Genomic DNA, 14583 nt, shown 5'->3' on the forward strand with positions numbered 1-14583 from the left:
CGCCGCGGCTCCCGTGCACCGGGGGCCGCGGCGATGCGGAAGTGGGGTATTTTTTGCGTGCATGTAAACGATTTCACGGGGGGCACGATGAAGAAGCAGCGCAGGTTCATCAGGTTTTCGTTGATGGTGATGGCAGCAGGGGTGCTGCTGACGGCGTGTAAGAAGGTCGAGGAGCCGAAGGCGGTGGAGAAGAAGCCGGTGCAGGTGATCCTGGTCGAGGCGGAACTGCCGCCCAAACCGCTGAAGCCCGAGCTGCCGCAGCTGTTCAGCGACATCGAGCGGCGCACTTTCCAGTTCTTCTGGGACACCACCAACGACACCAATGGCCTGACCCCCGACCGCTTCCCGTCGCGTCCGTTCGCCAGCATCGCGTCGGTGGGGTTCTCGCTGACGGCGTATCCCATCGGCATCGAGAACGGCTGGATCAGCCGGACCCAGGCGGTGGATCGCACCCTGACCACGCTGAAGTTCTTCCGCGATGCGCCGGTCGGCCCGCAGCGCACCGGCAAGGCCGGCTACAAGGGCTTCTATTACCACTTTCTGGACATGCAGAACGGCCACCGTTACGACAGCTGGGTGGAGCTGTCGAGCGTGGATACCGCGCTGCTGATGATGGGCGTGCTGTTCGCGCAGTCGTACTACGACGGCGACGACCCGCGCGAGAAGGAGATCCGCGAGATCGCCGACACGCTGTACCGGCGCGTGGACTGGACCTGGCTGCAGCAGCGCGATCCGCTGATCTCGATGGGCTGGTTCCCCGAAAGCGGCTTCATCAGCCACGACTGGATGGGCTACAACGAAGCGATGATGCTGTACGTGCTGGCCTTGGGATCGCCCACCCATGCGGTGAGCCCGGATGCGTGGACGGTGTGGACCCGCACCTACAACAACGACTGGGGCGTGTACTACGGCCAGGAATACCTGTCGTTCGGGCCGATGTTCGCGCACCAGTACAGCCATGTCTGGATCGACTTCCGCGACATCCAGGACCAGTACATGCGCGAGCGCGGCATCGACTACTTCCTCAACAGCCGCCGCGCGGTGCTGGCGCAGCGTGAGTACGCCATCGCCAATCCGATGAAGTGGAAGGACTACGGCGAGAACGTGTGGGGCCTGACCGCCAGCGACGGGCCGCAGAACACCGAGCAGGAGTATCGCGGCGAACAACGCCAGTTCCGCCACTATTCCTCGCGCGGCGCCGGCCTACGCGAGAACTTCGACGACGGCACCATCGCGCCGACCGCGGCGGTGGCCTCGCTGGTGTTCGCGCCGGAAGTGGTGATTCCGGCCACCGAGGAGATGCACAAGCGCTACGGCGACTTCATCTACTCCAGCTACGGCTTCCTGGATTCGTTCAACCCCAGCTTCAACTACGATATCCCGCTCAAGACCGGGCGCGTCGTGCCCGGACGCGGCTGGGTCTCCAGCGACTACATCGGCATCGACCAGGGCCCGATCCTGACCATGATCGCCAATTACCGCAACGAGTTCGTCTGGAACGTGATGAAGAAGAACAAGTACATCCGCACCGGACTGGAGCGCGCCGGCTTCAGCGGCGGCTGGCTGACTCCGGAGGGCGAGGCGCAGCCGGTGCCGAAGAAGGACGAGCAGGCCGCCGCGGCGCGGGCGATCGGCATCGCCGAATCGCGCGCCGCCGCCGCGCAGGCGCAACAGAACCCCGACCAGCGCCAGCCGCAGAAGCCCGAATGAGCGCAGCACGCATGATCGGTCGTTGGGTGTCGCTGGGCTTGCTGATGGTGGCCGTGTGCGGGTGCGCGCGCGCGCCGCAGGGCGAGGTGGTGCGGTTCTGGGCGATGGGCCGCGAGGCCGAGGTGGTGGCCGAGCTGATCCCGGAGTTCGAGAAGGAGAATCCCGGCATCCACGTGGACATCCAGAACATCCCGTGGACCGCCGCGCACGAGAAGCTGCTGACCGCCTTCGCCGCCGACGGCCTGCCGGACGTGTGCCAGCTGGGCAACACCTGGATCCCGGAATTCGCCGAACTGGGCACGCTGCAGCCGCTGCAGCCCTATGTCGAGCGCTCCAAGGTGGTCGACCCGAAGGACTACTTCCCCGGCATCTGGGACACCAGCGTCATCGATGGCCAGCTCTACGGCATCCCCTGGTACGTGGACACGCGCCTGCTGTTCTATCGCAAGGACATGCTGCGCGACGCCGGGGTGACCAAGCTGCCGCAGACCTGGGCCGAGTGGGAGCAGGCGATGGCGGCGGTGAAGAAGCATGTCGGGCCGAAGCGCTACGCCATCCTGATGCCGCTCAACGAGTTCGAGCAGCAACTGTCGCTGGGCCTGCAACTGCCCGATCCGCTGCTGCGCGACCACAACAACTACGGCAACTTCGAAAGCCCCGGCTTCCGCAAGGCGCTGGCGTTCTACGCCAACATGTTCGACCAGGGCTGGGCGCCGAAGATGTCGGAGACGCAGATCTCCAACGTCTGGGACGAATTCTTCAACGGTTTCTACGCGTTCTACATCTCCGGCCCGTGGAACATCCGCGAGTTCCGCAAGGTGCAGCCGGCTGCGCTCAAGGACCAGTGGGGCACCATGCCGCTGCCGGGCCCGGACGGCCCCGGCGCCGGCATCGCCGGCGGCACCAGCCTGGTGATCTTCCGCAAGTCCGAGCACAAGGACGCGGCCTGGAAGCTGATCGAGTTCCTGTCGCGGCCGCAGATCCAGGCGCGCTTCCACGCGCTGATCGGCGACATGCCGCCGCGGCGCAGCACCTGGGCGTATCCGTCGCTGGCCGAGGATCCGCTGGCGCATGCGTTCCGCGATCAGCTGGAACGGGTCAAGCCGGCACCGAAGGTGCTGGAGTGGGAGCGCATCGTGCAGGAGATGCGGCTGGCCACCGAGCGCGTGGTGCGCGGCGGCGAGCCGCAGGAGAAGGCGATGCGGGAACTGGACAAGCGGGTCGACGAGATCCTGGAGAAACGCCGCTGGATCCACCAGCAGCACCGCGAAGGCACGGCGGCGCCGGCCGCGGGAGCGGCGCCATGAAGCGCGGTTCCCTGATCGGCTGGCTGTTCGCCGGCCCGGCGCTGATCGTGATCGGCGTGTTCTTCGGCCTGCCGGTGCTGTCGGCGCTGGCGCTGAGCGTCACCGACTTCGACCTGTATTCGCTGGCCGACCGCCACAACCTGCGCTTCGTCGGCTTCGGCAACTACATCGAGTTGCTGCAGACGCCGATGTTCTGGAAGTCGCTGTGGAACACCACGTACTTCGTGATCGTCGGCGTGCCGCTGTCCATCGGCGCCTCGCTGGGCGCGGCGCTGCTGCTGAACGCGCCGGTGGCGCGCTTCAAGGCGCTGTTCCGCACCGCGCTGTTCGCGCCGGTGGTGACCACGCTGGTGGCGGTGGCGGTGATCTGGCGCTACCTGTTCCACACCAGCTACGGCCTGGTCAACTACGGCCTGGCGCATCTGGGCATCGGCCCGATCGACTGGCTCGGCGACCCGCACTGGGCGATGCCGACCATCATGCTGTTCGCGGTGTGGAAGAACTTCGGCTACAACATGGTGATCTTCCTCGCCGGCCTGCAGGCGATCCCGCAGGACCTGTACGAGGCCGCGCGCATCGACGGCGCCTCGAAGTGGCGGCAGTTCCTGCACATCACCCTGCCGATGCTGGGGCCGGTGCTGCTGGTGGTCGGGGTGATTACCGTGTCCGGCTACTTCCAGCTGTTCGCCGAACCCTACGTGATGACCCGCGGCGATCCCCTGCAGAGCACGGTCAGCGTGCTGTATTACATGTTCGAGGAAGGCTTCAAGTGGTGGAACCTCGGCCGCGCGTCGGCGGTGGCGTTCCTGCTGTTCCTGATCATCCTGGGAGTGACGACGGTGATGCTGCGCTTCGGCCGCAAGAGGGACCTGGTATGAGCCGGGAGATCGGCGCCTCGCGCTGGAACACGCTGCTGGTCAACGGCGGGCTGCTGCTGCTCGCCGTGATCAGCCTGGCGCCGCTGTTGTGGATGGTGTCGGTGTCGTTCATGCCGGCGGGGCAGGCCAGCCGCTTCCCGCCGCCGATGCTGCCCACCGGCGCCACCGTGGCCAACTACGGCGAGCTGTTCTCGCGCACCGGCATGGCCCGCAACTTCGCCAACAGCCTGCTGGTGTCGTGTGCGATCACCTTCGGTTCGCTGCTGATCAACACCATGGCCGGCTATGCCTTCGCCAAGCTGCACTTCGTCGGCAAGGAGCGGATCTTCCAGATCCTGCTGGCGGCGCTGGTGATTCCGGCGCAGGTGGCGATGCTGCCGCTGTTCCTGCTGATGAAGCAGCTGCACCTGGTCAACAACTTCGGCGGCGTGGTCGTGCCGGCGCTGGCGACGGTGTTCGGCATCTTCCTGGTGCGCCAGTACGCGCGTTCGATCCCGGACGAGCTGCTGGAGGCCGCGCGCATCGACGGTGCCGGCGAGCTGCGGATCTTCTTCCAGATCGTGCTGCCGATGCTCAAGCCGGTGCTGGTGACGCTGACCATCTTCACCTTCATGGCCGCGTGGAACGACTTCATGTGGCCGCTGATCGTGCTGACCGACCAGGAGCACTACACCTTGCCGGTGGCGCTGGCGGCGCTGTCGCGCGAGCACATCATGGACGTGGAGATGATGATGGCCGGCGCGGTGGTCACGGTGGTCCCGGTGCTGGCGCTGTTCCTGGCGCTGCAGCGCTACTACATCCAGGGCCTGCTGCTCGGCAGCGTGAAGGGGTGAGCGAACGCGCTTGCGAGCCATTGGCTCGCGCGTTCGCGAACGCCCGGCCACGGATGGCCGGGCCGGACGTTCTGGTGTGGGATGGTTGCGCCATGGACGGCAGCATCGATGCGGAACATCGAGCGCCACTGGCGCGCGTTGCGCCGAACGCCCGGGCATGGATGGCCGGGCCTGACGTGTAGGAGCGGCTTCAGCCGCGACAACATGCAAGGCGATGCCGAGGGGCGCCGATGGGTGCGATGCCCACTGGGATGCACAGACACATACAAGCAGACACGCAACGAAACGACAGCGACGGGGAAGGCGATGAGGGACGGGATGGCGATGACGTGCGCACGCGCGATGCTGGCGATGTTGGGGCTGGCGGCCGCCCAGGCGGTCGCCGCGCCGCCGACCTCCACGGTGACGCTGGACAGCTTCAACGATCTGGACAAGTGGCAGATCGTCGTCTCCAACCAGGTCACCGCCTCGACCCGGCTGGTGCAGGCGCCCAGCGGCGGCCGCGCCAAGGCGCTGTGCCTGGACTACGACTTCAACGGCGTGTCCGGCTATGCCGGGATCCGCCGCAGCGTGCCGATCGAGTATCCGGACAACTACCAGTTTTCGTTCCAGCTGCGCGGCGAGTCGCCGAGCAACGACCTCCAGTTCAAGCTGGTCGACGCCAGCGGCGACAACGTGTGGTGGGTCAACCGGCCGCGCTACGACTTCCCCACGCAGTGGAGCACGGTCACCTACAAGAAGCGGCAGATCGACAAGGCCTGGGGACCGAGCCCGGAGAAGGAGCTGACCCGCAGCGCACAGATCGAATTCACCATCTACAACCAGGTCGGCGGCGCCGGCACGGTATGCTTCGATCAGCTGACCCTGACCCCGTTGCCGCCGCAGGACACCTCGCCGCTGACGGTCAAGGTCAACACCGATACCGCGCCGGCGCTGGAGCAGCGCATCGCCGACGGCAAGCCCGACACCGTCTGGTACAGCGGCAACGCCAAGACCCAGACGGTGATGCTGGACCTGGGCAAGGTGCGCGAGTTCGGCGGCGCCAAGGTGCAGTGGGCGCCGGGCGTCTATGCCTCGCGCTACACCGTGCAGGGCTCGGCCGACGGGCGCAGCTGGCGCGAGTTGCGCAGCGTGACCGCCGGCAACGGCGGCACCGATTGGCTGGCGCTGCCGGAAACCGAGGCGCGCTACGTGCGCTTCGACTTGCAGGACGGCCCCAGCTTCCGTTACGGCATCGCCGACATCACGCTGCAGCCGCTGGCCTTCGCCGCCACCCAGAACGACTTCATCAAGTCGGTGGCGGCGCAATCGACCCGTGGCTGGTTCCCGCGCGGCTTCAGCGGCGAACAGCCGTACTGGACCATCGTCGGCCTGGATGGCGGCCGCGAGCAGGGCCTGGTCGGCGAGGATGGCGCGATCGAGGTGGGCAAGGGCGGCTTCAGCATCGAGCCGTTCCTGCTGCTGGACGGCAAGCGCCTGAGCTGGGCCGACGTCAAGACCGCGCAGAGCCTGCAGGACGACTACCTGCCGATTCCCAGCGTGGACTGGACCCACGACAACGCCGCGCTGCGCGTGACCGCCTTCGTGCAGGGCGAGCCGGAGCAGGCGCAACTGGTGGCGCGCTACCGGCTCAGCAACCCGGGCAAGCAGCCGCACGACTACACCCTGGCACTGGCGGTGCGTCCGTTCCAGGTCAATCCGCCCAGCCAGTTCCTCAACACGGTCGGCGGGGTCAGCCCGATCCGCTCGCTGGCCTTCGCCGGCACGCAGGTGCAGGTCAACGGCCAGCCGCGGGTGTTCGCGGTGCAGAAGCCAGATGCCGCCTACGCCAGCGCGTTCGACGCCGGCATGGACGTCGAACGGCTGAGTACCGACGCCAGCGGCCTGCCGCAGCAGGCGCAGGATCCGGACGGACTGGCCTCCGGCGCGTTGCTGTACCGCGGGCGCCTGGCCCCGGGCGAGGTGCGCGAGGTGGCGCTGGTGATCCCGCAGACCGGCAACGCCGGCGTGCCGGCAGGCTTCGACGCGGCGCGCGCGCAGCAGCAGGTCGCCGCGCAGTGGCACGAGAAGCTGGACCGCGTGCAATTGCACGTGCCGGCGCAGGGCAAGGCGGTGACCGACACGCTGCGCACCGCGCTGGCGCACATGCTGATCTCGCGGATCGGGCCGCGTCTGCAGCCGGGCACGCGTTCGTACTCGCGCAGCTGGATCCGCGACGGCGCGATGATCTCCGAAGGCCTGCTGCGGCTGGGCCGCGCCGACGTGGTGCGCGAGTACGTGGAGTGGTATGCGCCGTACCAGTTCGCCAACGGCATGGTGCCGTGCTGCGTGGACGACCGCGGCAGCGATCCGGTGCCGGAGAACGACAGCCACGGCGAACTGATCTACAGCGTCGCCGACTACTACCGCTACAGCGGCGACCGCGCCTTCCTGGAACAGATGTGGCCGCACGTGCTCGGCGCGTACACCTACATGGAACAGCTGCGGCTGAGCGAGCGCACCGACGAGAACCGCGCGCGCAACGCCGCCTTCTACGGGATGATGCCTGTGTCGATCAGCCACGAGGGCTATTCGGCCAAGCCGATGCACTCGTACTGGGACAACTTCTGGGCGCTGCGCGGCTACAAGGACGCGGTGAGCATCGCCGCCGAACTCGGCCGCATCGACGATGCCGCGCACTTCGCCGCCTCGCGCGACCAGTTCCGCCAGGACCTGTATGCCTCGCTGGACGCGGCCACCCAGCAGCACCACATCGACTTCCTGCCGGGCTCGGCGGAACTGGGCGATTTCGATCCGACCTCGAGCACCATCGCGCTGGCCCCGGGCGGCGAGCAGGGCCGGCTGCCGCAGGCGCTGCTCGACAACACCTTCGAGCGTTACTGGAGCGAATTCGTCGGCCGCCGCGACGGCACCCGCGAGTGGAAGGACTACACGCCGTACGAGTGGCGTAACGTGTCGGCGTTCGTGCGCCTGGGCTGGCGCGAGCGCGCGTGGGAGGCGACGCAGTTCTTCTTCAAGGACCGCACGCCGCAGCCATGGAACCAGTGGGCCGAAGTGGTCTCGCGCACGCCGCGCAAGCCGTTCTTCCTCGGCGACCTGCCGCATGCCTGGGTGGCCTCGGACTTCGTGCGCTCGGTGCTGGACATGTTCGCCTACGCCCGCGACGTCGACGACAGCCTGGTGCTGGCCGCCGGCATCCCCGCCGACTGGTTCGACGGCAAGGGCGTGGCGATCGAGCAGTTGCGCACCCCGCAGGGCCCGCTGAGCTACCAGCTGCGCCGGCAGAAGAACCGCCTGCTGCTGAACATCCCCGAGGGCCTGCGCATGCCCAGCGGCGGCCTGGTGCTGCCGTGGCCCTACCCAGGCGAACCGGGCCGCACCCTGGTCAACGGCGAAGCGGCGCAGTGGGAGCACGGTGAACTGCGCATCCACGCGTTGCCGGCGGATGTGCAGATCGAGGTGCGGTGAGGCCGGGAATCGGGAGTGGGGAATCGGGAATCGCAACAGCAAAAGAAAAAGCGCCGGCATGCCGGCGCTTTTTTTGCTTCTGGAGTCCTGAGCTGTGAGAGCCGAGGTTCGGGTTTTTACCGATTCCCGATTCCCGAATCCCGATTCCCGGCTTCACGCACGATCGCGGCCGCCTTCGCCGAGCTCTCGCGCACCTTGTCCCAGGCGCCGTCGGCCAGCCAGTCCTTGGGCACCATCCACGAGCCGCCGATGCAGACCACGTTCGGCTGGGCCAGGTATTCGGCGGCGGTGCTCTCGCCGATGCCGCCGGTGGGGCACAGCTTGAGCTCGGCCAGGGGGCCGGCCAGGCCCTTGAGCATCGCCAGGCCGCCGACGGCGGAGGCGGGGAACAGCTTGCACACGCGGAAGCCGCGCTCCATCAGCGCCAGCAGTTCGCTCGGGGTGGCCGCGCCCGGCACCACCGGCAGCGGCGCCTGCGCCAGGGCGTCGGCCAGGGTCGGGGTGGTGCCCGGGGTGACGATGAAGTCGGCGCCGGCGTCGATCGACTGCTGCAGCTGGGTGGCGTTGAGCACGGTGCCGGCGCCGATCACGATGTCCGGCAGTTCGCGCTTGAGCATCGCCAGCGCTTCCATCGCCACTGGCGTGCGCAGGGTCAGTTCGATCGCCGGCAGGCCGCCTTCGAGCAGCGCGGCCGACACGCGGCGCGCTTCTTCCAGGGTGTGGACGGTGACGACGGGCAGGATGCCGGCCGCGCGCAGCAGCTGTTCGGCCTTGGTCTGGTGTTCGGCGATGGTCATGGGCGTCTCGGTTGCGATGGGGGCGAGGCCCTGGCCGCGCACGGCCAGGGCGGGGTAGGGCGAACGGCGGCGCCGGTCAGGCGTCCTTGGCTTCGTGCGGCGCGGCGGCGGCCTCGGCATCGCGGCCCAGGTCGTACTCGGCGTCGTAGTTCCACAGGTCGCCGTCGGCGGCCGGCGGGCCGCAGGAGATCGACAGCGCACCCTGGTCGGCCGGACCGACCATGCGGCGGTTGAGCCCGAACAGGTTGCGACCCAGGTCGTGCGCGGCCGGCGCGGTGTTCGGCGCCAGCGGGCGTGCGGCCCACTCGGCGGCGTCCACAAGCACTTCCAGGGTGCCGGCCTCGCCGTCCAGGCGCACGATGTCGCCTTCGCGCACCCGCGCCAGGGGGCCGCCGCGCGCCGCTTCCGGGGTCACGTGGATGGCCGCGGGGAACTTGCCGGAGGCGCCGGACAGGCGCCCGTCGGTGACCAGCGCCACGCGCCGGCCCTGGTTCTGCAGCAGGCCCAGCAGCGGCGCCAGCGAATGCAGTTCCGGCATGCCGTTGGCCTGCGGGCCCTGGTAGCGCAGCACCACCACGAAGTCGTGCGGCAGCGCGCCGGCGGCGTGCAGCTTGTTCAGCGCCTGCGGCGCGTCGATCACCACGGCCGGCGCTTCGATGGTGCGGAACTGCGGCTTCACCGCCGACAGCTTGATCAGCGAGCGGCCGAGGTTGCCGCGCAGCAGCCGCAGGCCGCCCTGCGCCTCGAACGGGTTGGACGCCGGGCGTACCACGGCCTCGTCGGCGCTCTTGGCCGGGCTCGGCACGTAGGCCAGCTTGCCGTCCTGCACGCAGGGCTCGTCGCCGTAGGCGCGCATGCCGCCCGGCACGATGGTGGCCAGGTCGTCGTGCATCAGCCCGGCGTCCATCAGCTCGCGGAACACGAAGCCGATGCCGCCGGCGGCGGCGAAGTGGTTCACGTCGGCCTCGCCGTTCGGATACACCCGCGCCAGCAGCGGCACCAGCTGCGACAGCGCGTCCAGGTCGTCCCAGGTCAGCACGATGCCGGCCGCGCGCGCCACCGCCAGCCAGTGGATGGTGTGGTTGGTGGAACCGCCGGTGGCCATCAGCGCGACCACCGCGTTGACGATGGCGCGCTCGTCGATCAAGCGGCCCAGCGGGCGGAAGTCGTTGCCCAGGGCGGTGATGCGCAGCGCGCGCTCGGTCGCCTGCTGGGTCAGCGCCTCGCGCAGCGGGGTGCCGGGATTGACGAAGGAGGCGCCGGGCAACTGCACGCCCATCGCTTCCAGCAGCACCTGGTTGGAGTTGGCGGTGCCGTAGAACGTGCAGGTGCCGGGGGCGTGGTAGGACGCCGATTCGGCGGCCAGCAGCTCCTCGCGGGTGGCCTGGCCGGCGGCGTAGCGCTCGCGCACCTCGGCCTTCTGCTTGTTGGGGATGCCCGGGGTCATCGGCCCGGCCGGCACGAACACTGCCGGCAGGTGGCCGAAGGCCAGCGCGCCGATCAGCAGGCCCGGCACGATCTTGTCGCACACGCCCAGGTACAGGCTGGTGTCGAACATGTCGTGGCTGAGGCCGATCGCGGTGGCCTGGGCGATCACGTCGCGCGAGAACAGCGACAGCTCCATGCCCGGCCGGCCCTGGGTCACGCCGTCGCACATCGCCGGCACGCCGCCGGCGACCTGCGCGGTGGCGCCGAGCGCGCGCGCGGTGCTGCGGATGATCTCCGGGTAGTGCTCGAACGGCTGGTGCGCCGAGAGCATGTCGTTGTACGCGGTGATGATGCCGAGGTTGGGGGTGATCCCGCCTTCCAGCCGGCTCTTGTCGGTGGGGCCGCAGGCGGCGAAGCCGTGGGCGAGGTTGCCGCAGCTCAGGCGGCTACGGAACGGACCGTCGCGCAGCGCGGCGTCGATGCCGGCCAGGTAGGCGCGCCGCGACGGCGCACTGCGCTGGCGGATGCGTTCGGTGATCGCGTGGAGGGTCGGATGCAGGCTCATTGGCGGAAGTGGCTATGAAGGGGGAGTCGGGAAACGGGAATCGGGAATCGGAAGAGCGGGAAGCGGGAATCGGAAGAGCGGAAAAGCGTCAGCGCGCAGCCGTTGCGAATCCCCAATCCCCAATCCCCAATCCCGGCCTCACTCGCACCAATGCACGCGCAGGCGCGCACCCGGCGTATCGAAGGCGACGCGGATCGGGTACTCGTGCGGATCGGTGCCGGCCAGCGCGCGCTCCAGTACCTCCAGCTTCTGCTTGCCGCGCAACAGCAGCATGCGCTGGCCGATCGGCGCCAGGCCGGCCGGGGTCAGGGTGATGCGCAGCGGCCAGGTGTTGGCGCCGGGGCAGCCGGTGGCGTCGAGCGCGGCGTAGGGCAGTGGATTGGCCAGGGCCTTGTTCAGGTCGGTGGCGCCCGGGAACAGCGAGGCGGTGTGGCCGTCGCCGCCCATGCCCAGCACCGCCATGCACGGGGCCGGGGCGTGCTGCGCGTGCAGGTTGGCCGCGTGCACGCAGTCCTGCAGCGGCTTGCCGACCCGCACCAGCGGTTCGAAGCGCGCCTCTTCGGCGCGGTCCAGCAGACTGTGCCGGACCAGGTAGGCGTTGCTGTCGCTGTCCTGCGGCGACAGCCAGCGCTCGTCGACCAGGCCGACCTCCAGTTTCGACCAGTCCAGCGGCAACTCGGCCAGCGCCTGGTACACCGGCGCCGGGGTGGTGCCGCCGGACAGCAGCAGGCGCGCGCCGCCGCGGCGCTGGATCTCCTCGCGCAGCGCGGTGCCGATCTCGGCCGCCGCCGCGTCGATCCATTCGTCCGGATCGTCGTAGCGGATCAGCGTGATGCGGTCGGACAGCGTGGGGCTCATGCGATGGCTCCTGGGGATTGCCGCGCGGCGTCCACCGCGTAGGCGGCGGCGCCGAGCAGGCCGGGACGGGGGTGGATCACCGCCAGCGACGGCACCCGCGCCATGATCGACGAAAACCGGCCCTTGTGCTCGAAGCGCTGGCGGAATCCGGAATGCTGGATCGCGTCGAGCATCTTCGGCACCAGCCCGCCGGTCAGGAACACGCCGTCCCAGGCGCCCTGCATCAGCACCAGATCGCCGGCGATGGCGCCGAACACGGCGCAGAACACGTCCACCGTGCGCATCGCCCGGTAGTCGCCCTGCGCGGCGCGCGCGGTGATGTCCTCCGGCTGCAGCGGGCCCGGATCGTCGCCGGCGATCTCGCTGAGCGCGCGGTGGATGTTGACTAGGCCGGGGCCGCAGATCAGGCGCTCGTTGGAGACGCGGCCGAACTGCTGCGAGAGCAGTTCCAGGATGCGGATCTCCTCCGGCGTACCCGGCGGGAAGCTGACGTGGCCGCCCTCGGTCTCCAGCGGGAAGCAGCGCCCGCCGCGCATCAGCAGGCCGCCCACGCCCAGGCCGGTGCCGGGGCCGATCACCCCGTAGTTGCGCGGCACCTCGACCGGCGACGGCGTCCAACTGGCGCCGCCGACCTGGACCACGTCCTGCGGCCGCAGCAGGCTGATCGCCATCGCCTGCGCGGCGAAGTCGTTGATCAGGTGCAGTTCGTCGAAGCCGAGCATGGCGCGGGTGCGCGCCCGCGAGATCACCCACGGATGGTTGGTGATGCGCGCCTCGTCGCCATCGACGCGGCCGGCGACCGCGAAGGTGCCGCTGCGCGCGTCCACCCCGGTCTGTTCCAGGTAGTGGCGGGCGGCGTCGCCCAGCGACGGGAATTCCACCACCGAGTAGGTCTGGGTGCTGTCGTCGAGCAGCGGCACCGAAGCGTCGAGATCGGCGAGGGCGAAACGGGCATTGGTGCCGCCGATGTCGGCGACCAGCACCGGGCGCTGCGGCGCGCTCATTGCGCGACCTTCGGCGCGGCGCCGGACTGGTCGCAGGACACGTAGGCCTTCGCTTCCTCCGGCCCCCAGCTGCCGGCCGGGTAGGGCAGCAGCGGCAGGTGCGCCTGCGCCCAGGCGGCGCTGACGCTGTCGATCCAGGCCCAGGCGGCGCGGACTTCGTCGTCGCGCACGAACAGCGCATGGTTGCCGTTGAGCGCATCGAGCATCAGCCGCTCGTAGGCGATGCGCCGATGCAGGCCGGTGGGTACCGACAGTTCCAGTTCCAGCGGCTGCAGTTCCAGCGCGCCCCATTCCGGGCCGGCCAGGCTGCTCATCAGCCCCAGTTCGATGTTCTCCTGCGGCTGCAGCTGGAAGGTCAGCCGGTTCGGCGCCACCTGCTGCGCGGCCGGGCGCTCGAACAGCCAGTGGGTGACCGGCTTGAGCGTGACCACCACGCGGGTGGAGCGCTCGGCCAGGCGCTTGCCGGTGCACAGGCGGAACGGCACCCCGGCCCAGCGCCAGTTGTCGATGTAGGCGGTGACCGCGGCGAAGGTCTCCACGTCGCTGCCTTCCGGCGGTTGGTAGGCCTGCGCCGGCTGGCCGTTGATGGTGCCGGCGGTGTAGCGCCCGCGCACGCTGTCGCGGGCGGCATGCTCTGCGCTCAGCGGACGCAGCGCGCGCAGCACCTTGACCTTCTCGTCGCGGATGCGGTCGGCTTCCAGCGACGCCGGCGGCTCCATCGCCACCAGGCACAGCAACTGCAGGATATGGCTCTGCACCATGTCGCGCAGCGCGCCGGAGCGCGCGTAGTAGGCGTCGCGGCCGTCCACGCCCTCGCTCTCGGCGACCAGGATGTCCACCGACTCGATGTAGTTGCGGTTCCACACCGCTTCCAGCAGGGTGTTGCCGAAACGCAGCGCGATCAGGTTCTGCACCGCGGCCTTGCCCAGGTAGTGGTCCAGGCGGAACACGCGGTCCTCGTCGATCAGCGCGCCGATCGCCTGCACGATCTCGCGGGCGCTGTCCGAATCGTGGCCGATCGGCTTCTCCAGCATCAGCCGGTGCGGCGCGGCCAGCGCCCCGCCCAAGGCCAGGCCCTGGCAGGTGCTGATGTACAGGCCCGGCGGGATCGCCAGGTAGCTCACGCAGCGGCGTGCGGTCAGGTCGCGCACCGCGGCGGCCACCGATTCGGCATCGCGCAGGTCCACCGAGCGGTAGTCGATGCGCGCCAGCAGCGCCTGCACGATCGATTCGCCGATCTGCGGCATCGCCGCCTGCAGGCGCGGCTTGAGGATCTCGTGGAACTTGGCGGTGTCGTGCGGCGACAGCGCCAGTGCGCGGATGCGGAAGTCTTCCGGCAGGAAGCCGTCGTCGAGCATGCGCAGCAGCGAGGGGAACAGATAGCGCTGGGCCAGATCGCCGGTGGCGCCGAACAACAGGAAGGTATCGTGCATCGACCGGGTTTCGGTTTCGGGTGACATGGTGTCGATCACCTGGGGGCTAGGAGTGACGTGGCGTGGGAAAGCGAACGGCGGCGACGGCCTGTATCCGTCCGGTTCGGGCGAGGGCGTGACGCGGGAGGGCCGCCAGGCGGGAACGCACGATCCAGGAGATGAATACGACTGCCAGACCTCTGAGCATACCTCTCCAATGCCTCATGCTGCAGGTCGGTTGTTATCCGGCAGGATGACGGCGGCGCGCCGGAGCGGCGGCTGGCGGATCGCATTGCATGCCCTCCCAGGCTCGATGTTGCCCC

10 protein-coding genes are annotated in these 14583 nt (G+C 69.2%); 5 read left to right on the forward strand and 5 right to left on the reverse strand.

What is annotated here, in order from left to right:
- Nucleotides 1-129 precede the first annotated feature (129 nt).
- The 5 genes from SLW55_RS12705 to SLW55_RS12725 all read left to right on the forward strand — a co-directional run bounded on the left by SLW55_RS12705 (nucleotide 130) and on the right by SLW55_RS12725 (nucleotide 8196).
- Nucleotides 130-1710: a glucoamylase family protein gene (locus tag SLW55_RS12705; protein ID WP_173003417.1), complete on the forward strand. Its 1581-nt coding sequence runs from the start codon at nucleotides 130-132 to the stop codon at nucleotides 1708-1710.
- A 44-nt stretch (nucleotides 1711-1754) separates the two neighbouring features.
- Entirely contained in the window at nucleotides 1755-3017 is a 1263-nt protein-coding gene (locus tag SLW55_RS12710) for a sugar ABC transporter substrate-binding protein (RefSeq protein ID WP_267103077.1), read from the forward strand.
- Nucleotides 3014-3895 carry a sugar ABC transporter permease gene (locus tag SLW55_RS12715; protein WP_010342668.1) on the forward strand — a complete coding sequence of 294 codons (882 nt, stop codon included), beginning with the start codon at nucleotides 3014-3016 and terminating at the stop codon, nucleotides 3893-3895. The genes SLW55_RS12710 and SLW55_RS12715 overlap by 4 nt, the downstream gene beginning before the upstream one ends.
- Complete coding sequence (locus SLW55_RS12720) at nucleotides 3892-4728, forward strand: carbohydrate ABC transporter permease (RefSeq protein WP_267103073.1); 837 nt, start codon at nucleotides 3892-3894, stop codon at nucleotides 4726-4728. Before SLW55_RS12715 ends, SLW55_RS12720 begins: the two co-directional genes overlap by 4 nt.
- Before the next feature lie 351 nt (nucleotides 4729-5079).
- The gene (locus tag SLW55_RS12725) at nucleotides 5080-8196 is read left to right on the forward strand and encodes a discoidin domain-containing protein (RefSeq protein ID WP_320745324.1); all 3117 of its coding nucleotides are present in this window, start codon (nucleotides 5080-5082) and stop codon (nucleotides 8194-8196) included.
- 116 nt (nucleotides 8197-8312) lie between these two features.
- Here SLW55_RS12725 and SLW55_RS12730 read toward each other — a convergent pair whose 3' ends face one another.
- The 5 genes from SLW55_RS12730 to zwf all read right to left on the reverse strand — a co-directional run bounded on the left by SLW55_RS12730 (nucleotide 8313) and on the right by zwf (nucleotide 14281).
- Entirely contained in the window at nucleotides 8313-8993 is a 681-nt protein-coding gene (locus SLW55_RS12730; protein WP_267084236.1) for a bifunctional 4-hydroxy-2-oxoglutarate aldolase/2-dehydro-3-deoxy-phosphogluconate aldolase, read from the reverse strand.
- A 76-nt stretch (nucleotides 8994-9069) separates the two neighbouring features.
- A complete protein-coding gene (edd, locus tag SLW55_RS12735) occupies nucleotides 9070-10986 on the reverse strand; it encodes a phosphogluconate dehydratase (protein WP_017917732.1) in 1917 nt (638 codons plus the stop codon).
- Nucleotides 10987-11124: 138 nt separating this feature from the next.
- Nucleotides 11125-11844 carry a 6-phosphogluconolactonase gene (gene pgl, locus SLW55_RS12740; RefSeq protein WP_295961733.1) on the reverse strand — a complete coding sequence of 240 codons (720 nt, stop codon included), beginning with the start codon at nucleotides 11842-11844 and terminating at the stop codon, nucleotides 11125-11127.
- Nucleotides 11841-12848, reverse strand: coding sequence for a glucokinase (glk, locus tag SLW55_RS12745; protein ID WP_017909678.1), 1008 nt, complete (start codon nucleotides 12846-12848; stop codon nucleotides 11841-11843). The genes pgl and glk overlap by 4 nt, the downstream gene beginning before the upstream one ends.
- Nucleotides 12845-14281, reverse strand: coding sequence for a glucose-6-phosphate dehydrogenase (zwf, locus tag SLW55_RS12750; RefSeq protein ID WP_193313979.1), 1437 nt, complete (start codon nucleotides 14279-14281; stop codon nucleotides 12845-12847). The genes glk and zwf overlap by 4 nt, the downstream gene beginning before the upstream one ends.
- Between the last annotated feature and the right edge of the window lie 302 nt (nucleotides 14282-14583).

This window comes from Xanthomonas sp. LF06-19, assembly GCF_034105425.1.
GTDB lineage: Bacteria > Pseudomonadota > Gammaproteobacteria > Xanthomonadales > Xanthomonadaceae > Xanthomonas_A > Xanthomonas_A sontii.

What these genes read in the sequence shown, in the direction of transcription:
- SLW55_RS12705 (WP_173003417.1), top strand. Translation starts at nt 130, where the DNA reads ATGGCAGCAGGGGTGCTGCTGACGGCGTGTAAGAAGGTCGAGGAGCCG.
- SLW55_RS12710 (WP_267103077.1), top strand. Translation starts at nt 1,755, where the DNA reads ATGGTGGCCGTGTGCGGGTGCGCGCGCGCGCCGCAGGGCGAGGTGGTG.
- SLW55_RS12715 (WP_010342668.1), top strand. Translation starts at nt 3,014, where the DNA reads ATGAAGCGCGGTTCCCTGATCGGCTGGCTGTTCGCCGGCCCGGCGCTG.
- SLW55_RS12720 (WP_267103073.1), top strand. Translation starts at nt 3,892, where the DNA reads ATGAGCCGGGAGATCGGCGCCTCGCGCTGGAACACGCTGCTGGTCAAC.
- SLW55_RS12725 (WP_320745324.1), top strand. Translation starts at nt 5,080, where the DNA reads ATGTTGGGGCTGGCGGCCGCCCAGGCGGTCGCCGCGCCGCCGACCTCC.
- SLW55_RS12730 (WP_267084236.1), bottom strand. Translation starts at nt 8,993, where the DNA reads ATGACCATCGCCGAACACCAGACCAAGGCCGAACAGCTGCTGCGCGCG.
- edd (WP_017917732.1), bottom strand. Translation starts at nt 10,986, where the DNA reads ATGAGCCTGCATCCGACCCTCCACGCGATCACCGAACGCATCCGCCAG.
- pgl (WP_295961733.1), bottom strand. Translation starts at nt 11,844, where the DNA reads ATGAGCCCCACGCTGTCCGACCGCATCACGCTGATCCGCTACGACGAT.
- glk (WP_017909678.1), bottom strand. Translation starts at nt 12,848, where the DNA reads ATGAGCGCGCCGCAGCGCCCGGTGCTGGTCGCCGACATCGGCGGCACC.
- zwf (WP_193313979.1), bottom strand. Translation starts at nt 14,281, where the DNA reads ATGCACGATACCTTCCTGTTGTTCGGCGCCACCGGCGATCTGGCCCAG.